We start from the raw sequence: 19,305 nt of genomic DNA, 5'->3' as shown, positions 1-19,305 counted from the left end.
AGATCCGCGAAAAATAATAAACGGCTTTTTATTTAATTCCTTTGTCTGTTTTTTCCTTCTTTTTTGTGTGATTATATCTGTAAATTCAAGTAGTGATGTCCTACGCTATATTATAATTTTACCTATTTTAGCACTTCTTATTATGCTTCCTTTCGGTATTGTTGCTTTAATGTTTGGGCTATTTCTTAATGCTAGAATTTTAATGAAGCGAGAAGGAAGACGGTTCACTAACTGTTTAACACTCCTTGCTGCTTTAGGGATGTTATTCTTTATGTTACTCCCTATCATAAACCCAGCAAGTTTGGTCTCATCGCATTTAGAGCCTATTTTTGCAGCTATTTCTCTTATAAGCTTCTATTTCTTTATACACTTATCTAACTTCTTAAGTGCATATTTTTTATACCAATTCAACAGACCAAGACGTAATCAAGATTTCATCATCGTTCTTGGTAGCGGCTTAATTAATGATAAAGTACCACCATTACTTGCAAGCCGCATTAATAAAGCTATCGACTTCTATTGGAAACAAGCAGCTGTAAATACACCACCAACAATTATTTTCTCTGGTGGTCAAGGTCCAGATGAAGGTCTTCCAGAGGCAGAAGCAATGCAAAATTATGCTGTTGAAAAAGGAATTCCTCTTGAACATACAGTGCAAGAAAATCGCTCTGTAAACACATATCAAAATATGTTGTTCTCTAAAGAAATTATGGATTCTTTAAAACCTGAAGGTAAATATAAAAGTATTTTTACCACAAATAATTTCCACCTTTTCCGCGCTGGCATATACGCTAGACAAGCTGGTCTTAATAGCCAAGGAATCGGGTCAAAAACTGCATTTTATTACTGGCCTAACGCAATGATTCGCGAATATGTTGCGATTGTCGTAATGGGACGTAAGCGCCATATGAAAATATGTGGAACTATTTTAGGTTTCGCTTTATTCGTATCAATACTTAGTTTTATATTTTCTTAATAGCATCCCATCCTTTGAAAGGATGGGATTTCTTATACTGATTTCAAAAATATTTTAAAGATAATATGGTGATAATATTCCCTGCATACATCCATTAAAGGAGAATTTTTTCAAATTAAATGTTAAAATAAAATTTAGGTGTGAATGACGTAACAAATAAGAAACTAGTTTGAAACGAGGAAATTATATGGAGAAAATTATCAAAAACAAGCCCAATAAGCTAAAAATTGCTTCAAAAGCTTTGATGATTATTATTGGGGCATTTATCACAGCGTACGGATTAGAAGCAGTATTAATTCCAAATAACGTATCAGACGGTGGTGTGACTGGTTTAAGTATCGTTAGTTCAAGATTATTTGGATTGCCATTAGGAGCTCTAATCGCAGTTATTAACATTCCTTTCGTTTGGTTAGGGTATAAGCAAATCGGTAAAAGCTTTGCGATTTATTCTATTATCGGAATTGCTTCATTAGCAGTAGGTACCGTTGTCATGCACGGAATACCAGCTATTATTGAAGGCGATACATTATTAGTTACAGTTGTTGGTGGTATTATCATCGGTTTTGGTATGGGACTAGCATTACGTAACGGTGGGGCATTAGATGGAATCGATATGCTTGCTGTATTGCTTTCTCGTAAGTTACCATTTGGAACGAGTGACCTTATTTTATTCTTAAACATGTTCGTATTTATTTTCGTATCAACGGTATTCGGTCTTCAAGGAGCTATCCTTTCGGCAATTGCTTACTTTATCGCTTCGAAAGTGATTCATATCGTTGAAGTTGGTTTAAGTGGTTCAAAAGCATTTAAAATTATTACAAAAGAGCCTGAATTAATGGTAGAAACAATTCGCGATCGTTTAGGCCGAAGTGCAACATATAACGAAGTATACGGTGGTTATTCAAGAGAGAAATTCAAAGAAATTTCTTGCGTAATTAACCGTTTAGAAGAAAGTAAAATGAAAGAACTTATTAATGAAATCGATCCACACGCCTTTATTACAGTTTATGACGTAGCAGAAGTAAAAGGCGGTAATTTCAAGAAACGTGATATTCATTAATCGTTATGTAAAAGAGGGTGTGCCAAAATTTTGGCACACCCTCTTTTTATTATTAAGTTGCTATCGTTGTTAGTTTTTGTCGGTAAGTCGATATATTTCAATAATCGCTGATATATTTTTACTTCCTCCCTTATGCCTAAATCGTACCAACTGAAAGGGATTAATTCCCATAACAAAAAAAGACCAAAAAGCAATTTACACTTTTCGGTCTCTACACTATCTTCTCTTCGTAATCTTTCCTGAACCACCGACCCTCGTTTTCGGAGGAGATGTATTCCTTGGCGGCGTTTTAATAGATGATTTTGGCTTCACATCTGATCCGCTTGAACCGCCTGGTGTTTTCGTAATTTTCCCCTTGCTTCCAGTAGAAGGTGGGGGCGTCGTATTACTTCCTTTTTCAGTAATACTTCCCTTATCACCTACTGATGGTTTCGAATCTACATTATCGCCTCGCTTAATGATAGACCCTTTCCCTTCCTTCGTAATTGGAGGTGGGGTTTTCTTTTCTTCTTTTGTAGGTGGTCTTTCTGGAATAACTGGTTGATGATTTTGTCTGTCATTATATCCTCGGTAATCACCGGATGATGATCTTTTTGAACCGAATATATCGTTTAATATGCTACCCATAATATATCCTTGCAAGAAGGACGGTTGGTAATTTTGACGGACAAATTCTTTATTACTTATTTCAATTAACGTATCAGATGGTTTCTCTTTATCCTTTTGCAGGTTATAAATCTTATCAGAATAAACGAGGAACATTTGATTTTCGTCTTCTTTAGATGCTTGCTTCGGTTCTCTTTCGTTAATGAGTTCCTTCGCTACTTCAGGAACTGACCGATTGGCGGCCCTATACACGTAAGATTCTTGTTTACCTTCCTTGGCAACAGATTCAAGTGGATAACGGTCTTGAATCGACTTTGTCTGCCCGCCTTGACAACCTGATAAGGCATAACCAGCAACAACAAGTAATATAACGATAGCAAGTATAGGGATTACAAACGATTTAATCATGGTAAACAATCGGTTTGACATGATTACGCCCCCTTACGTTGCTCTTATAATTTGTACATCAGCAGGAATGATTGCTTCTCCCTCATACATCATTGTGCGACCATTTTGCCATTCAATACGCAATAATTTTCGATTGTCTGATTGGAATTCCCATACGTACTGTTCTTCTGAAGCTGAGAATGGAGTTTTTCCCATAACAACAACACGTCCGTTATATTGTTCTTCCATATGGTACTCGGTATCATCCATTTCAATTGTCGTCGGAATTTCATCAATTGAATCTAAGCGACCATCAATTGGTGTATATAATTTGTAATACGTATTTTCACGATCTTCAATTTTTAAATAACGAATGTCTTTTCCATCTTGCAATGTCAAAACAATTTCCTTACGCGAATGCATACTCGTTTTCCCAATTAATTCATACATAACTAATGACACTTCAATCATATCGCCAGGAGCTAACGTTAAAAGACTCTTTTCCGGCTTCGGTGGCTCTGGGCTTTTCATTATATTTTTAATTCGTTTAAATAAACTCATGATCTACCCCTCCTTTTCTCTTTATAAACAAGCACCTAAAATTAGTGCACCAACAATATGTAATGATCCGGCTAACATCGCATGTGCAACGCTACCTTCTTTCGTACCTTCTTCTAAATCAAGACCAGACATTTTCTTTAATACAAATTCGATAAACATTTCTACCACTAATAAAATAACGAAAGAAACTGCTGAAGCAAGAAGTGCCTGCCATAAGTCATTTGCTTTCGTAATTGATTGGGATAAAATGTACCCTTGTGCAAATAATTTCATAATAAAACGAGTTGTTACAGCTGTATTTCCATTTTTAATTTCTTTTAAATCATTGTATTTTGTAAAAATTGAATCAACCCACATAATTGCAAATAAAAGTACTGCACTCGCTCCAGTCCATACAAGCATGGCAACTACATTCATCCATGTCATTGCAAAACCTCCTCTAAATATAATAGAAAACCGACATGAATATATTTAGACATGTCGGTTCATTTGTCTTTATTCTATATTATTTCTCATACTGCTTCATAATACGAGCTAATTCATCGTCAACAGCAGAATTTTTGTTTAAGCTTGCGAATTCATCATCTAATGATTTTTCTTTCTTATAAACTTCACCGCTTGCTTCTGCTTCAGCCTCTAATTGAAGAGCTTTCTCTTCCATACGGCTTAAACCAGCTTTTGCTGAGTTTGAATCAAATCCAGACATCGCCTGATTAATATTCTTTTGTGCTTTCGCCGCATTTACACGCGCTACAAGTGTCTCACGTTTATTTTTCAGCTCATTTAATTGCTTACGCATTTCTTCTAGCTTTAGGCGCAGGTTATCAGCAGCAGCTTTATTTTGCTCATAGCTTGCTTTATACTCATTCATCTTTTGTTCTGCGTTTTGTTTTTCTTCAAGAGCACGACGCGCAAGATCTAAGTTATTAGCTTGAACAGCCATATGAGCTTGCTCTTCACGTTTTTTCACAAGTGCTTCTTGCTCTTCAAATAATATTTTGAATTTCTTCTCAAGCGCGATTTGAGCCGCTACACTTTTCTCTGCTTCTTGTACATCCGCTTGCATATCACGTAAATATTGATCAGTCATCTTAACTGGATCTTCCGCTTTTTCAATTAATGAATATACATTCGACATTGTTAAATCTCTTAATCGTTTGAATACAGACATCTAAATTCCTCCTATGATATACCTCATATTTCAAATTCACTACTTGGAAAACTGAAAAATCTCCCTTTACAGTAAAGAATATTCATTTTTACAGCCTATGTGTTTATTATAACAAAACTAATATGTCCTTACATGTTATTTCCAAAATACATCCATTATAATATGACATTCTATATACAATATTGTATTTCTAATATATTCTCATTATCCCTCTTTGAAATTAACTTACTTTTGTGAAATTTCACTAAATTACATAAGTGTAATGTTACTGTAAGCTAACTCGATAGTTGCATTCTGATATTTCTTATACACTAATACCAGAAGCAACAAACAAGCTTCTTCACTTGTAAGCAATAATACAAAAATTGTATTTAATATAAAACATATAAAAGGAGAAATCATCATGAAAAAATTAGTAGGAATCGGATTAGCAGCAGCAATTTCACTTGGAGCATTATCAGGTTGTTCTTTATTAGGAGAGAAAGCGAACGGTTTTGTACTGTACGGCTCAGAAGAACAAGTTCAGCAAATTACAGATAAAAACAAAAAAGAAGTGAAAGAAAAAGACTTCTATAAAATGAAAATGACAACATTAGATGGTAAAAAAGTTCTTGTAATGGATAAGAAAACTGGTGAGGAACTAGTGAAAAAAGAGTTACTTAGCAAAGTTGATGAAAAAGACAACACGAAACCACTTGATAAATTACCAGCTGTAACAACAGAACAAGGTGTATTATTTGCAAAAGAAAAAGTAGAAAATGCTACACTTGATGGAGCGAAATTAAAATATGAAGGCAATACAATTATCGGAAGTGGCCGTGCATATACAGATATGTATGCGATTGTCGATGACGCAACTTACAACAATGTAAAAGGTGATGAAAAATCTGTAGGTGTATTAAAATTTGATAAAGACCCAAGTAAAGAATTCCCTGGTTACAACGGCGTCGAAGCTTCTCAACTTGTAAAAATTAAAAAGTAAAACAAAAAAGCTTTGCGACATTCGCAAAGCTTTTTTCTATTTATTATGAGCAACTTGTTCCATATCTGGACTACAAGTTTTCGACTGACATGACTTATTTAAAGAACATGCTGCGCATTTTCCTTTTTTACTTCTCTTTACAAAATTAACTAACGTGTATGCTGCATAACCAAAAATGATAGCTCCAATTATAATATTGACCATCATTATACATCTCCTTTTAGAATCCTAGTAAAGATCCAACTTGGTATATAATAAGCGTTAATACATAAGCAACAACAAGCGGGTAAACGACTGAGAAAATCGTCCATTTCGCTGATCCTGTTTCACGTTTAATAACAGCCACCGTCGCTAAACATGGAACGTATAATAAAATAAAGAACATAAATGCATAAGCTGATAATGCTGTATAATGTGCTCCCATTACGTTTCCAAGCACATCTTCTTTAACTGCATAAATAATTGCCATTGTTGAAACGACAACTTCCTTCGCTAAAAATCCTGTTAAAAGGGATGCTGCAGCTTGCCACGTTCCAAAGCCGAGCGGTGCAAATAGCGGTGCGATAAATCCACCAATCATCGCTAAGTAACTGTCTCCCATATCAACACCAAATCCTGATGGACCTGCATAGTTTAATAACCAAATGACAACCGAACCACCAAAGATGAATGTACCAGCTTTACGAACAAATCCTTTTCCTTTCTCCCACGTGCTCAGCCATAATGTTTTCGCTTGTGGCACACGGTAAGGCGGTAATTCAATTACGAAAATAGACTTTTCCGCTTTCAAAATCGTAAGAGACATAATTTTTGTAACTAATAACGCAAGAACAATCCCTGCAACATATAAAGAAAATACAACAGTCGCCTGACTATGCGGGAAGAATACGCCCGCAAATAATGCATATACAGGTAATCGTGCTGAACAAGACATAAATGGTGTTACTAAAATGGTAAGTAAACGTTCTTTCTCCTGTTCAATCGTTCTCGCAGCCATAATACCTGGAACGTTACATCCAAAACCGATAATCATCGGAATAAAAGCTTTTCCGTTTAAGCCGAAAAACTCCATAATTCTATCCATAACAACTGCAATTCGCGCCATATACCCTGAGTCTTCTAATAATGAAATGAAAAAGAATAGTGCAAAGATTTGTGGTACGAATACTAATACAGCACCAACACCGGCAATAATACCTTCTGTAACGAGTGCTTGAATAAAATGAGAAGCTCCAATACTTGTAAGTCCAGCCGTCACCCAATCCGTAAGCTGGCCACCAAAAAACTCATCTAACATATCAGATAAAGGTGTACCAATCCACGTAAACGTAACCTGAAAAATAAAAAACATAACTGCTAAAAAGATTGGAAGTCCTAAAATTTTATGTGTAATTAATCTATCAATTTTTTCTGAAAAAGGAATTTTTCCTTCTTTCTCATGCTTCATAACATTTGTTTTTAACTTTTCAATATACGCTTCACGAGTTTTGTAAATGTGCTCTTCTAACGTACAATCAAGTTTTCCTTCTAAGCGAGATCGAATGGCTATGAGTTCCTTATAAATTGGTAATGCTTTCATTTCTTTTTCTACTACTTCGTTATTGCTTAAAAATTGAAGTGCTAACCATCTCGGATGCTCGTAATTCGCTGTCTCTAAAAGAGCAATTACTTCTCCAATTCCTTCATCCATTTGTACACCATATGAAATAAGGAATGGCTTTTTCTCTTTTTTGTCATTTTCTTTAAGAGTCGTAAGCAGTTCTTCACAGCCTTTTCCACTTCTTGCAACAACAGGAACGACTGTTACACCTAATAGTTCTGATAATCGTTTTACATTAATGACAATTCCTCTTTGCTTCGCCACATCAACCATGTTTAAACCAATTGAGACTGGCTTACCAAATTCAAGTAATTGCAACGTTAAATGCATATTTCTTTCAAACTGCGAGGAATCTACGATATTTAACATATGATTAAATTCTTCTGTTAATAGAAAGTTTGTTACAACACCTTCATCACGTGAAACTGGATTTAAATCATAAACACCTGGTAAATCAATTAATGTTCCTTGTCTATCTTTTAATTTACCAACCTTCTTTTCTACTGTTACACCGCTCCAGTTTCCTACATACTCATAAGAACCAGTAAGTGCATTAAATAATGATGTCTTCCCTGTATTCGGATTCCCTAGCAAAGCTACCTTATTCACGCTAATTCCACCTTTATCATTTTCGCGTCACAATGACGAATACTAATTAACTGTCCACGACACTCCAATGTACAAGGACCTTTGAACATCGCTTTCTGTTTCAGGCGAAGTTCGCTTCCTTCAGCAAGACCGAAAGCAGCTAGTCTACGCTTTAATAGCTGATCTAAAGACTGAATACTTTTTACTAACACTTTCTCTCCAATTTTAATATCTACTAAACTCATAACCTTCCCCCTCAGAAGAGAATGATAATTATTTTCAAAAAAATTATACCACACCCAATTTCTCTTGTACTATACCCTTTTGCTTCATATTTATTAACATTTCGCTACAATTCTATTTCAATTATTGTCATACTGTATTCGTTTGCCATTCTCATCCATTTCGCTTACAATAAACAATAGCAAATAAAGAATCTCGTTATCACTGGGGGAGCCATGCCGCTGAGAGGGAACACTTCGTTCCGACCCTTCGAACCTGTTAGTTAATGCTAACGCAGGGATTGTGCAAACGTCCGAAATACATACCTCATTTTTATTTACGTATTTCGTATCCTCCTATGATATCTATTCTTTTTTGTACAACTTGGATTTAGGGGGAGACAACATGCGTAACACCAATTTACAAGCGATGATCGAATCTGCTATTCTTGCAGCCTTCGCCATGATTATCGATATTTTACCATTATCACTTAAACTTCCAACAGGCGGTTCTATCTCATTCGCTATGATTCCTATTTTTATTATTGCTTACCGCTGGGGCTTTAAATCAGCTTTCTTAGGTGGTTTAGTTTGGGGACTATTACAAATAGTCGTGGGGGATGCTTACATTTTAACACCTGTTCAAGCATTCATTGAGTACTTCATTGCCTTTGCTTTTATCGGATTTGCTGGCTTATTCTATCGTCCAATTCAAAAAGCACTTTTAACGTCTAATGAAAATAGTGAAGAACATTCAAGTTTAGGTAGTCGCAATGAAAAACCTTCAGCAAAACAAAACCATGGTAAGAAAATCCTTGTTTACATTATCCTTGCTACATTTGTCGGTAGCTTTGCTCGCTATTTCTGTCACTTTATTGCCGGTATTATTTTCTGGGGACAATATGCGCCGAAAGGTCAATCAGCTGTGTTATATTCATTAATCGTAAATGGAAGTACAATGCTTGGTTCTTTTATTTTATGTACAGTTTTACTTATATTTTTATTCCTCACTTCCCCACGCTTATTCAAAAGCATCAGTGCTTATCAAATGAATACACAAAAAAAGGGCGCTTAATGAGCGCTCTTTTTTCATATCGTAATATTAATTAAAAATACAATAAATGCGCAAAAGAAAATAAATACCATTATACTTAGCCAATTGCTATGCACGGTTCATCGACTCCTTACATAACCTCATTTTCTAACCAGATTATATCGCTTAAAAATAAAGATTAGGTAAAGATAATATGAAAATAAATTAAAAAAAGCGTAGCATGCATTATCTACGCTTTTTTCGGTAAGTAAAAGTAAAATAATACACCGTCTTCTGTATTTTTCACTCCATATTCAGCATCGTGTAATTCTAAAATATTTTTAGAAATAGCAAGCCCAAGTCCCGTCCCACCTTGTGAACGCTGACGAGCTGTATCCACTCGATAAAAACGATCCCAAATTTTATCTAATTGTTCTTCTTCAATGTGAGTACCTTTATTTTCAATGCACACTTTTATACGATCCTTCTCATCTATTGTAGAAATAATAATATCTTCTTTATTTGGTGTATAACGTATGGCATTCGTAATGAAGTTAACGATGACTTGTTCAATCCGGCCTTGATTTGCAATCACTTCAAATGAATGTATATTTTTATGAACATGAAGTTCTTTTTTCTCTATTTCCACAGATAGATGTTCACATATATCTTCAATTACTGTATCAATATAAAACGAAGACTTTTTCATTTTATATGTACCAGATTCAAATTTAGCTAACTCAAGCATATCCAAAATTAAAGTATCCATTTTGTCTACTTCTCTCTCCATCGCTTGAAAATAATACTCTTTTTTATGCTCAGCTACCCCGTCTTTTAAAATGGAAATACAACTTTTCATAATACTTAGCGGTGTTTTTAATTCATGCGAAACACCAGAAATGAATTCTTTCCGTGTATTTTCTAACTTTCTTTCCTTTTCAATATCTTCTTCTAACTGTCCAATATGGGAATGGAGTTTATTTGATAGCACATTAATATTTTTCGATAAATCTCCAATTTCATCTTTTGAAGTAATCGGTATTTTTTCTGTAAAATCTAATTGTGCTATTTTCTTCGTCGTATCATTTATTTTTAATAACGGTTTGGCAATTTGTTTTGAGTAATAGAACGAAGCTAAAAAAATAAGAACAACTACAAATGCAATGATATAGATATAGTAATCTTGCACCATTTGTACAGCTTCATCTACGGGCTGTAAAGAAGCCATCGCATAAATATATGTTACTGATCCGTCTTTTTCTATTGGCTTGATTAATAATTTATATTTAATATCATTTTTTTCATAGTCCATTGTTTGTGTTGTATATTGTATGGGCTTGCGCTCTTTTAATAATAAATTAGTTTGAAATTCTTTTATGCTATCTAAGAAGATGCCATTTTTATAAATTGGATTCACAGGACCTTTTACATCTGGTAACTGTACTTTTGTAACACGTCCTCCTATGTAAACATTTAATTCTTGAGCAGCTTGCTCCTGAACAGCTGGTTTCTTTTCCTTAACAAGTTGTTCCTCAACTGCTCTCTTTTTCTCCTCATTTAATTTGCTCATTTTCTCATTAAATGCTTTTTCTAACGGTTTATTAGATCCACTTAAATTCTGCTTAGATAAAGAAAAAGAGAATGGAATAAAACTATCTTCTTTTCTCACTCCAGAAAAATAAATTTCTTGCCCTAAAAACTGCTCTGATAATTTATTATCAATTTCCTCTATATTGACGAGATTACCTAAGGGAATTTTAAATATTTGTTGTCCAAAGCTCTTTTGTTGCCTATGATCTATCGTTACTTCAAAATAAAAATCATCTGCATGTTTTAAATTCCCGTTCTTATCTAATGTCGTAATCCACGTATTATTTTCTCTTAAAAAGTCTTGCTCTAGTTTCTGAATTTCTTCTGCATTTCCTGCATAATTTAAATAATTCTTCTCAAAAGAATTTAAATTCACTTTAATATCTTCCACTTTTCGATTCGCATAATATTGTTTAAAAAATATCGTTTGTCCAATAAATATCGTCGCTAAAATCAACATACATAATGCTGTTGTAAGAGTAAATAATTTTAGTACAATTCCTTTCTTCATACATTCCCCTCAAATTTATAACCAGTTCGTACTACAGTTGTAATATACTTTGCTTTCTCTCCTAATTTATTTCTTAAATTACGAATATGGCTATTCACCGTTCGATCATCGCCAGCAAATTCATATCCCCAAATTCTTGAAATGAGTTGCTCTCGCGTTAAAACGATTCCTTGATTTTTCATGAAATACACCAATATTTCAAACTCCGTATGCGTTAAACTAACATCTGCCTCATCAACAGTAACAGTACGCGACGGAAAATGGACATGGATGCCATGAATCGATAACGTATCATCTTCGTTCTCTAAAGGTTTCTTCGATGCTTTTCTACTTTCTAATAATCGTTTCGCTCTTGCTAATAAAATTGGAGGACTATACGGCTTCGTCACATAGTCATCTGCTCCAAGTTCAAAACCAAGTAACGTATCGTCTTCATCTACACGCGCCGTCAGCATAATAATAGGCACCTCGGACGTCTTCCTAATCCTTCGGCAAACAGACCATCCATCGAGTTCTGGCAACATGATATCTAAAATAACTAAATCAACCTCTTCTTCTTCAAATACAACTAAAGCCTCTTTCCCGTCCCTCGCTTCAAACACTACATATTGTTCACTTAAAAAATAATCTTTTAATATTTCACGTAATATGTCTTCATCTTCAACAATTAAAATGTTTTTTGACATAACTTATATATCCCCCTCTCGCTTTCAGAAACTATAATTTCACTTTGAATGACTGCCAGTTAACTTCGCCTCGATAATATATCTATCTGGTGCATCCCCTATATAATCAAATGGGTAACAAGTTGTCAGTGTTAATATCGGTTCTTCTTTTTTTATAATAACAGTACGATCATCCGCATGAGTAATCCATGTCTTTTGAATTTCATATGTGTACGTTTTATTATCATACTCTAAAACAAGGGTATCCTTTTCTTTCAACTCTTCTAAATCTGTAAATACAGTATCTCGATGTCCACTCAGTACAGTATGTCCCCCTCCAGATGGAGTTGTCGTTAAATCACTAACGAACATACCCACTCCTTTTTTCAAAGTCGTATCATCTGCTCCCCAATATATAGAAAACTTCTTCTTTATTTTCGGTATGTTTAACATCGCTACCTTTTCTCCTTCTTTATGTTCTGTTTGAGAAGAAGGCACTTGAGAAGTTACAGGTGTTTCATGAGAAAGTTGAGTATCTTGTATATTTTTAAGGCTCTTTATTTCTTCTGCCGTTAATTGCCCGGCAGAGCTTCTTCCTTTATACCATTCCACAGCATAATAGGATCCCATGAATAGCCCTATAGCCATCAATATGATACCGATATAATTGAGTAACTTCATTCTTCATTCCTCCATGCCAAAAATGGTAGGAGTAACCTACCATTTTTAATATATGAAATTATCCCATTCTTTATAGGAAAATATTTTATTTACGCTTGAATCTTATTGCGACGATTCAAACCAAATAATGTACCTACCGCTACAAGACATGCACTTAATCCCATCATTGCTACATTATTTGATGCTGTATTTGGTAATTTTTCACCTTGTACAACTGGCTTTGCTTCTTCTTTTTTAGCTACTTCATTCTTTTGCTCGGCTTTTATCGCTGCTTCTTTTTTAGCCATATCGTTTTTTAACTGTTCTTGCGCTATTCTCTTTTTCTCTTCTTCACTTTTTTTCTCAGCTTTTATTGTTTCCTCTTTTTTAGCCATATCATTTTTTTCTTGTACTTGTGCCGCTTGCTTTTTCTCTATTTCACTTTTTTGCTGTTCCTTAATTGCTTCTTCTTTTTTAGCTTTATCCTGTTGTACTTGCGCTTCTTCTTCCTTTGTTACTGTTCCAGTATCCGCACTCGCTACTGAAGAATATCCTACTGTTAAAAGTGCCATTGCACAAATTGGTAATAGTTTCTTTTTCATTTTCACTCTCTCCTTATATTTTATTCACATCTACTCGCATCGGATGTATTACTAGAATAAGCAAGAGATATAAATATAAGATGCAGATGAAATATATTTCATTTAAAGATTTCATTGTAGAAAAAGAAAAAAACATCGCAATATGTACGATGTTTTTTTCGGGTGTGTGTCTCAATTATTTACATGTTACTTTCGCGTGATTTGGAAGTAGAACGGGCCGGAGCGATAACTAATTGTCTCGGCTCAGTTTTCTTGAAGTGATTTTTGACGTTACACTTACGACGTTGAACAACCCACGCTTTAATAGGGTTTGTTAAAATAATCTTTTGCTCTTCGTTAGGGGCCTCTTCTTCAATCTTACAACTCTCGCTCCATTTATTCCATTTCATTGTAAATTTAGAAGAAGAATGATCATTTTCACGATCAAACAAGTGCAAAAAATCCATTTTTCCATCTAGCATTACGGTGTTACTAGTCGCTAAAAAAGAAAAGGTCGTCCAACGTTTCTCCATGCCCTCCTACTCCTTTTTCACATATAGAGTGCCTAAAACTTAATTTACCTAAAATATGCTTGCCTTTTACCTTACACCCATAGTTTATCCAAAATGCTCTTATGCAACTATCGATTTGCCTTACAACTACCTTACATTTTTGTAAGAAACAAAAAAACCTTCACTCTATATAATGAAGGTTTCTCACTTTTTATCTATATGATCTCTCATATCATCAAGTCCAGCTTCTTTTAGCTGCGACATCATACCGTGCGAAATTGCTCCTAACACTAAAGTCATTCCAATTAATGAAATACGAATCGCAGGTACATCAATTACGTAAGCCAACAGGCCAAGAACAATTGTTAAAAGTAATGCTTTTATAAATGTTACACTTGTGTACTGTTTCTTCTTCATCATATTCACCCTTTATGGAAGCGTTTTCTTAATATACTTAGTATATCATATCATCAGATGATTTTGTCGTTATCTTTGTAAAAAATTACTATCTCCTTTGACTTTTTCTATTCTATCCTTTACAGTCGAAATGTTCATAAGTTTTACACTGTAGGAGGATTACAATGAATATTGAAATAAAAGACACTTTAATTTCTGAAGAACAATTACAAGCAAAAGTTAAAGAATTAGCACTTCAAATCGAACGTGACTTTGAAGGAGAAGAAATCGTAGTTATCGCCGTATTAAAAGGTTCATTCGTATTTGCTGCTGATTTAATTCGTAACATCAAAAATGATGTAACAATTGACTTTATTTCTGCATCTAGCTACGGAAATCAAACAGAAACAACAGGAAAAGTGAAACTACTAAAAGATATCGACGTAAACATTACTGGGAAAAACGTAATTGTTGTAGAAGATATTATCGATTCTGGTTTAACACTTCATTTCCTAAAAGATCACTTCTTTATGCATAAACCAAAAGCACTCAAGTTCTGTACATTACTTGATAAACCAGAACGTCGTAAAGTAGACTTAACAGCTGAATATGTTGGCTTCCAAATTCCAGACGAATTCATCGTTGGATACGGTATCGACTGTGCGGAAAAATATCGTAACTTACCATTCATTGCTTCAGTTGTAACGGAATAATCGTATAACTTAAAAAATCGATAGTACATAAAATGTATATCGGCGATTTTTTAAATATATCGACTTACCGACAATAACTGACAATCTTAGCACCCAATTAATAGGGAGAAGCTGTTCTAAAATACATGGGAACAGCTCCTTTCTTTCCATTACAAACTACAGGGAGAGATGAAATATGACAAAGACAAAATTTGAAAAAGTACTCCTCATCGTAAATCCGAAAGCTGGTCAAGGTGACTTACATACAAATTTAACGAAAATCGTACCACCTCTTGCCGCAGCTTTTCCTGATCTACATATCCTTCATACGAAAAAACAAGGTGATGCAACAAAATATTGCCAAGAGTTTGCTAGTAAAGTAGATTTAATTATCGTCTTTGGTGGTGATGGAACAGTATTTGAATGCACAAATGGCTTAGCACCTCTCGAAACTAGACCTACACTTGCAATCATTCCAGGTGGAACTTGCAACGACTTCTCTCGCACACTTGGTGTTCCGCAAAACATTGCAGAAGCGGCAAAACTTATTACAAAAGAACATATAAAACCAGTTGACGTTGCAAAAGCAAATGAACAACATTTCTTAAACTTCTGGGGCATTGGACTCGTATCTGAAGTATCAAACAATATCGATGCAGAAGAAAAAGCAAAGCTTGGTAAAATCGGTTACTATTTAAGCACAATTCGAACTGTAAAAAATGCTGAAACATTCCCAGTAAAAATTACTTATGACGGACAAGTATATGAAGACGAAGCTGTCCTTGTCATGGTTGGAAATGGTGAATATCTTGGTGGTATTCCATCCTTTATTCCGAACGTAAAATGTGATGACGGAACACTTGATATTTTCGTAGTCAAATCAACAGGTATTCAAGCATTTAAAGATTACATCGGAAAGAAACTATTTGAAGACTCAAATGAAAATGACATCTTCCACGTAAAAGCGAAATCCATTCATATTGAAACGAAAGAAGAAAAAGAAGTAGATACAGATGGAGAAAGCTCGCTTCATACACCTTGTCACATTGAATTATTACCAGGACACTTTACGATGATTTATAATCCTGCGGTTGTGTAATAAAAAAACGAGTGCTAGCACTCGTTTTTTCTCTTCTAATCTAGTTATATTGTTGGATCATTTCCTCTATTTCTTTAACTCTCTCTAAAGTAATTCCATTTCTTTGTTCGATCGCTAAAGGATGCTCGGTTGGCTCTAATTCAACATACGGTGCCATTCCAACTTCTCTTATATGTACATTTGTTTTTAAATTTAATGTTTCTGGATAAACTGGTATTTCTACAGATAACCAACCAAAATAAGGATCACTATTTTCTCGGCCTCTCTCATCCCACTTTTCTAATACTTCATCATAACTTTCTTTACTAAGTGATACCCACACAGTCCATATGAAATTTTCGTGGTAGTCAATTATAGGAATCTCTAAACATCCTCTAATAAAATAATGTTCACCATCCATTACACAAAGATCTGATGTTAAATGGAAGCGTTCCTCTCTTTCATGGGGCGCTACCTCGTAATAATAATATGGTGCTTCACTTCCGTAGCATAGAGGTAGTGCAAAACGATGCATTTGTACTTTTTCTCCGGATTTTCTTCTTCTTTTCATTTGTCATTCTTTCTCCTATCCTTTTCAGTCACAATCAAACTCTACCCAATTTCTCCAATGCGTATTAGCATTTTCATTCACAATAACACTTGGATCTTTCTTCTCTATTGCAGCGGCTACTGATTGGAAGAATTCATTTTCACTTACTTTTTCGTCTTCAACATGTTTCCATTCTTCCGTTTCATACGCTACTTCCCAGTCGCCTTCTAAACCGAACTCTTCTAAAATTTCTCCTTTATCCCACCACAATAATTTTTGAGCTTCCTCATTAGTAGCAAGCATACGCATAAAGTATGTTGGATAATGCTCTGTCGTTTGTACTTCTATTCCATTATTTATATAATCCTCTTCTGTAAATTCATATTCAAAATGATGCTCGCGAATTTTTAAACTGCCGTTATAAATATTCGGTATAAATTCACCTTCATCATCAAACAACTCATAATCGCCATTATTTAATTGTAAAATGCAATCATCACCCATTGAATGAGTAATTCTATCGCCATATACTTGAATATCATTACATACACCTAATGAACCTACACCCACAATTTGAAACACCATTAGCCAATCCTTAGCATCTTTAAAGAAAAGAGAGAATTTCACTTGTGAAATATCCATATATTCATTATCAAAGGCAGGAAATTCATAGTTACTTTGCTTTTTATCTAATAACCTTAAAATCTCTTTTTGCACATGTATCACCTTTTCATTAATATTATCTAACGTTTACCGTGCTCTCATGTAGCTAGAAAAATTCCTCTTTCATCACTATTCGTATACTCAATCTATCTTAACAAAAATGCTTTTCCTACTTCCATCATATATAGGCCGTACACCGATTCCATTTCTCTTACTTACGCATATATTGGAATATTGTTGCTTCTAATGCAGTGTGTTTTATTTTTGCTCGGAGGTGTTATAAATCGTGTTCGAATGTAAGAACGAACTAAGTCTCTCTAATATAGAAAACTTAAAATATAATTCAAACATTCCTATAATAGTAATAGCCTTCAATAACCTTACTTATGTGAAAAATATGTTAAAACAATTAGAAAACAAAAAGATAAAAAGTGAAGATATATGGATTTGGGACAATAATTCAACCGCTCCCGCTTTGCTTGCTTTTTATGAGCAAATATCAACTAAATATAATTTAGTGAAAAATAATGCCAACTATGGACCACGTTTTTTTGCCGTTCCTTATATTTTCGATTTACTTCCAGATTTTTTTGCTGTAACTGATCCTGATTTATCTTTTAATGAAAAAATGCCAGATAACTTTTTAGAGTATTTAAAGCAGTTAACAATCGAGCTTTCACTCTTTAAAGCCGGCCTTGCTTTAGACATTATACCTACTTCTAATTTCAACAGAGAGCTCATGTCAAATGAAAAATGTACAGTAACAGAATGGGAAATGCAGTATTGGCTTTTTCCTATAACTAAATACAATAACCCTAAAGTTTTCAACGCTGGAATTGATACAACTTTTGCTGTTTACAATAAAAAATTTATTAGTAACGGTTTTTATAATGCCGTAAGGGTAGCTGATAATTTCACCTGTAAACATTTACCCTGGTATAAAGACAATATAATTTCAGAAGAAGAAAAAAATATGCTAAATACGAAATGGGCTAACTGGCACTAATAAAACGAAACGTTATTCAGTAGCAGATATTACTACAAATCGAAAACCTACTTTACAGCATATGTAATAATTCAAAAATAGCTTGAATGGTTTCAAGCTATTTTTTATCAAATTTCCTCAATACTATCCAATTGAGTCTTATAACATTCATCACACTCTGGCCTCGTAGGAAGAATCCCTCTTTCATCAGGTAATAAAACCCTCAAAACTTCTCGATCCATCTCTACGAAAGACTTCATAATAATGGGATATCCTTCAATAATATTCGTATACTCAATCCCTTGTTCAAACTTTTTTCCGCTCTTTATTTCTTCTATTATGGTACAAAAAACACTATGCGCGACTTCAGGATCCATATTTAATGCTATTTGTAAATCTTGATGATTAAAGTTATCTCTTAGACCATGCGTATGATAATTAGCATGGATGCCATCAATATCTTCTGCTAATATGCTATGCATGTACCATCCATACTCTTGTAGCATATTTTCTTCCCATTCATCTGCATCCTCTTCTAAATCTTCATCAAACAAATTCGGATCATACCACACGTCCTCGTAATCTCCAGCAATTAAAAATCTCCAACCAGGTGGTAACCCTAAATACTTCTTTATTTCAGGTGCCCATTCATCAATATGTTGAACGTGTAAAGGAAGAAAGAAATCTTCTTCTGTCCCCATTTCTTCACCAGCCCAAATGTACCAACCTGTCGTTCCATTTTCTATAGGCATTCGTAACCCATTAATCGGAGCGATACCATCTTTCACATTTTGCGCTATTCCTAATTTCAAATCATTCGGAGATTCTACATACTCCGCTTTATATTTATCACATATACTCTTCTGTTCTTTTATGTATTTTTCCACCCTTTTAGCACACTCCCCAATTTTTGAAAGATAGATTTCTTTGCCGAAGCACTCTCTAACTTCCATACCCCACACGGATTATAAAATGGATCCTCTTGTTCATATATATCAATTTCAAAGCCAATCTCTTTCTCCTTATGGTGCATAACATTTCCCGCTAATATATAGTTACTTTTACTCACAACTTCTTGTATTAATTCTGTTCTATCTTTCCATAAACCAGGTACTCCAATAACGATTTGTGTCTCCATCATATGCACTCCACTTCTCATCTATTTTCAATCTATTCTTTCAATCTTCCAAACTAAATTAGCTGGGATATCTTTCTCTAAAAAGGTTAACATCCATAC

Annotated in this window: 24 protein-coding genes and 1 riboswitch; of the genes, 7 read left to right on the top strand and 17 right to left on the bottom strand. The window is 34.3% G+C overall.

What is annotated here, in order from left to right; translation table 11 throughout:
* Together ACQGSG_RS18380 and ACQGSG_RS18375 are read left to right on the top strand one after the other, a co-directional pair.
* Positions 1 to 976 (top strand): YdcF family protein (locus tag ACQGSG_RS18380; protein ID WP_426947763.1); only part of this gene is annotated, 976 nt, incomplete at its 5' end.
* A gap of 187 nt (positions 977 to 1,163) precedes the next feature.
* Entirely contained in the window at positions 1,164 to 2,036 is an 873-nt protein-coding gene (locus ACQGSG_RS18375; RefSeq protein ID WP_000411244.1) for a YitT family protein, read from the top strand.
* A 216-nt stretch (positions 2,037 to 2,252) separates the two neighbouring features.
* Here the strand turns inward: ACQGSG_RS18375 and ACQGSG_RS18370 are convergent, their stop codons facing one another.
* The 4 genes from ACQGSG_RS18370 to ACQGSG_RS18355 all read right to left on the bottom strand — a co-directional run bounded on the left by ACQGSG_RS18370 (position 2,253) and on the right by ACQGSG_RS18355 (position 4,761).
* On the bottom strand, positions 2,253 to 3,071 hold the full coding sequence (locus tag ACQGSG_RS18370) for a DUF4247 domain-containing protein (protein WP_000071185.1): 819 nt from the start codon (positions 3,069 to 3,071) through the stop codon (positions 2,253 to 2,255).
* 12 nt (positions 3,072 to 3,083) lie between these two features.
* The gene (locus ACQGSG_RS18365) at positions 3,084 to 3,590 is read right to left on the bottom strand and encodes a DUF4178 domain-containing protein (RefSeq protein ID WP_000051746.1); all 507 of its coding nucleotides are present in this window, start codon (positions 3,588 to 3,590) and stop codon (positions 3,084 to 3,086) included.
* Positions 3,591 to 3,611: 21 nt separating this feature from the next.
* Positions 3,612 to 4,016: a DUF350 domain-containing protein gene (locus ACQGSG_RS18360; RefSeq protein ID WP_000220087.1), complete on the bottom strand. Its 405-nt coding sequence runs from the start codon at positions 4,014 to 4,016 to the stop codon at positions 3,612 to 3,614.
* Between the two features lie 79 nt (positions 4,017 to 4,095).
* Complete coding sequence (locus ACQGSG_RS18355) at positions 4,096 to 4,761, bottom strand: PspA/IM30 family protein (RefSeq protein ID WP_000110280.1); 666 nt, start codon at positions 4,759 to 4,761, stop codon at positions 4,096 to 4,098.
* Positions 4,762 to 5,164: 403 nt separating this feature from the next.
* On the opposite strand from ACQGSG_RS18355, the gene ACQGSG_RS18350 reads away from it, so the two are divergent.
* On the top strand, positions 5,165 to 5,743 hold the full coding sequence (locus ACQGSG_RS18350) for a lipoprotein BA_5634 family protein (protein WP_000737502.1): 579 nt from the start codon (positions 5,165 to 5,167) through the stop codon (positions 5,741 to 5,743).
* 36 nt (positions 5,744 to 5,779) lie between these two features.
* Here ACQGSG_RS18350 and ACQGSG_RS18345 read toward each other — a convergent pair whose 3' ends face one another.
* Genes ACQGSG_RS18345 through ACQGSG_RS18335 form a run of 3 tightly spaced genes read right to left on the bottom strand, consistent with a single transcriptional unit; the run spans position 5,780 to position 8,176 of the window.
* On the bottom strand, positions 5,780 to 5,950 hold the full coding sequence (locus tag ACQGSG_RS18345) for a FeoB-associated Cys-rich membrane protein (RefSeq protein WP_000989593.1): 171 nt from the start codon (positions 5,948 to 5,950) through the stop codon (positions 5,780 to 5,782).
* 13 nt (positions 5,951 to 5,963) lie between these two features.
* The gene (feoB, locus tag ACQGSG_RS18340; RefSeq protein WP_070757021.1) at positions 5,964 to 7,952 is read right to left on the bottom strand and encodes a ferrous iron transport protein B; all 1,989 of its coding nucleotides are present in this window, start codon (positions 7,950 to 7,952) and stop codon (positions 5,964 to 5,966) included.
* The gene (locus ACQGSG_RS18335; RefSeq protein ID WP_000060512.1) at positions 7,949 to 8,176 is read right to left on the bottom strand and encodes a FeoA family protein; all 228 of its coding nucleotides are present in this window, start codon (positions 8,174 to 8,176) and stop codon (positions 7,949 to 7,951) included. Before ACQGSG_RS18335 ends, feoB begins: the two co-directional genes overlap by 4 nt.
* Before the next feature lie 194 nt (positions 8,177 to 8,370).
* Positions 8,371 to 8,472: riboswitch (TPP riboswitch) on the top strand.
* 86 nt (positions 8,473 to 8,558) lie between these two features.
* Between ACQGSG_RS18335 and thiT the strand changes: the two genes are divergently transcribed.
* Positions 8,559 to 9,227 carry an energy-coupled thiamine transporter ThiT gene (gene thiT, locus ACQGSG_RS18330; protein WP_001246585.1) on the top strand — a complete coding sequence of 223 codons (669 nt, stop codon included), beginning with the start codon at positions 8,559 to 8,561 and terminating at the stop codon, positions 9,225 to 9,227.
* Positions 9,228 to 9,435: 208 nt separating this feature from the next.
* On the opposite strand, the gene ACQGSG_RS18325 is transcribed toward thiT, so the two are convergent.
* From ACQGSG_RS18325 to ACQGSG_RS18300, 6 genes are all read right to left on the bottom strand, one after another.
* The gene (locus ACQGSG_RS18325) at positions 9,436 to 11,286 is read right to left on the bottom strand and encodes a sensor histidine kinase (protein ID WP_426947762.1); all 1,851 of its coding nucleotides are present in this window, start codon (positions 11,284 to 11,286) and stop codon (positions 9,436 to 9,438) included.
* Complete coding sequence (locus ACQGSG_RS18320; RefSeq protein WP_000041848.1) at positions 11,283 to 11,972, bottom strand: response regulator transcription factor; 690 nt, start codon at positions 11,970 to 11,972, stop codon at positions 11,283 to 11,285. Before ACQGSG_RS18320 ends, ACQGSG_RS18325 begins: the two co-directional genes overlap by 4 nt.
* Before the next feature lie 39 nt (positions 11,973 to 12,011).
* Positions 12,012 to 12,632: a class D sortase gene (locus ACQGSG_RS18315; RefSeq protein WP_098604784.1), complete on the bottom strand. Its 621-nt coding sequence runs from the start codon at positions 12,630 to 12,632 to the stop codon at positions 12,012 to 12,014.
* 89 nt (positions 12,633 to 12,721) lie between these two features.
* Positions 12,722 to 13,213: an LPXTG cell wall anchor domain-containing protein gene (locus tag ACQGSG_RS18310; protein ID WP_000728023.1), complete on the bottom strand. Its 492-nt coding sequence runs from the start codon at positions 13,211 to 13,213 to the stop codon at positions 12,722 to 12,724.
* A gap of 179 nt (positions 13,214 to 13,392) precedes the next feature.
* Positions 13,393 to 13,725 (bottom strand): hypothetical protein, encoded by a 333-nt coding sequence (locus ACQGSG_RS18305; RefSeq protein WP_000415619.1) that lies wholly within the window; start codon positions 13,723 to 13,725, stop codon positions 13,393 to 13,395.
* A 183-nt stretch (positions 13,726 to 13,908) separates the two neighbouring features.
* Positions 13,909 to 14,124: a hypothetical protein gene (locus ACQGSG_RS18300; RefSeq protein WP_002001286.1), complete on the bottom strand. Its 216-nt coding sequence runs from the start codon at positions 14,122 to 14,124 to the stop codon at positions 13,909 to 13,911.
* A gap of 161 nt (positions 14,125 to 14,285) precedes the next feature.
* Between ACQGSG_RS18300 and hpt the strand changes: the two genes are divergently transcribed.
* Complete coding sequence (gene hpt / locus ACQGSG_RS18295; protein WP_001019298.1) at positions 14,286 to 14,813, top strand: hypoxanthine phosphoribosyltransferase; 528 nt, start codon at positions 14,286 to 14,288, stop codon at positions 14,811 to 14,813.
* A 175-nt stretch (positions 14,814 to 14,988) separates the two neighbouring features.
* Positions 14,989 to 15,891 (top strand): diacylglycerol/lipid kinase family protein, encoded by a 903-nt coding sequence (locus ACQGSG_RS18290; protein WP_000167895.1) that lies wholly within the window; start codon positions 14,989 to 14,991, stop codon positions 15,889 to 15,891.
* Between the two features lie 40 nt (positions 15,892 to 15,931).
* On the opposite strand, the gene ACQGSG_RS18285 is transcribed toward ACQGSG_RS18290, so the two are convergent.
* Complete coding sequence (locus tag ACQGSG_RS18285) at positions 15,932 to 16,441, bottom strand: DUF2199 domain-containing protein (RefSeq protein ID WP_000830212.1); 510 nt, start codon at positions 16,439 to 16,441, stop codon at positions 15,932 to 15,934.
* Between the two features lie 24 nt (positions 16,442 to 16,465).
* A complete protein-coding gene (locus tag ACQGSG_RS18280) occupies positions 16,466 to 17,137 on the bottom strand; it encodes a DUF7003 family protein (protein WP_001168352.1) in 672 nt (223 codons plus the stop codon).
* A gap of 232 nt (positions 17,138 to 17,369) precedes the next feature.
* Here ACQGSG_RS18280 and ACQGSG_RS18275 point away from each other — a divergent pair, with 232 nt between their 5' ends.
* The gene (locus tag ACQGSG_RS18275; protein ID WP_000461059.1) at positions 17,370 to 18,089 is read left to right on the top strand and encodes a hypothetical protein; all 720 of its coding nucleotides are present in this window, start codon (positions 17,370 to 17,372) and stop codon (positions 18,087 to 18,089) included.
* A 107-nt stretch (positions 18,090 to 18,196) separates the two neighbouring features.
* On the opposite strand, the gene ACQGSG_RS18270 is transcribed toward ACQGSG_RS18275, so the two are convergent.
* Entirely contained in the window at positions 18,197 to 18,955 is a 759-nt protein-coding gene (locus ACQGSG_RS18270) for a DUF4262 domain-containing protein (protein WP_000417356.1), read from the bottom strand.
* Positions 18,940 to 19,209: a hypothetical protein gene (locus ACQGSG_RS18265; RefSeq protein WP_000970753.1), complete on the bottom strand. Its 270-nt coding sequence runs from the start codon at positions 19,207 to 19,209 to the stop codon at positions 18,940 to 18,942. Before ACQGSG_RS18265 ends, ACQGSG_RS18270 begins: the two co-directional genes overlap by 16 nt.
* Positions 19,210 to 19,305: the final 96 nt, after the last annotated feature.

Origin of the sequence: Bacillus sp. GMa5/1 (genome assembly GCF_050172015.1) — a bacterium.
Taxonomy (GTDB): Bacteria; Bacillota; Bacilli; order Bacillales; family Bacillaceae_G; genus Bacillus_A; species Bacillus_A cereus.
Note: the sequence above shows the minus strand (reverse complement) of the source record. Positions and strands in the feature narration are given on the sequence as shown.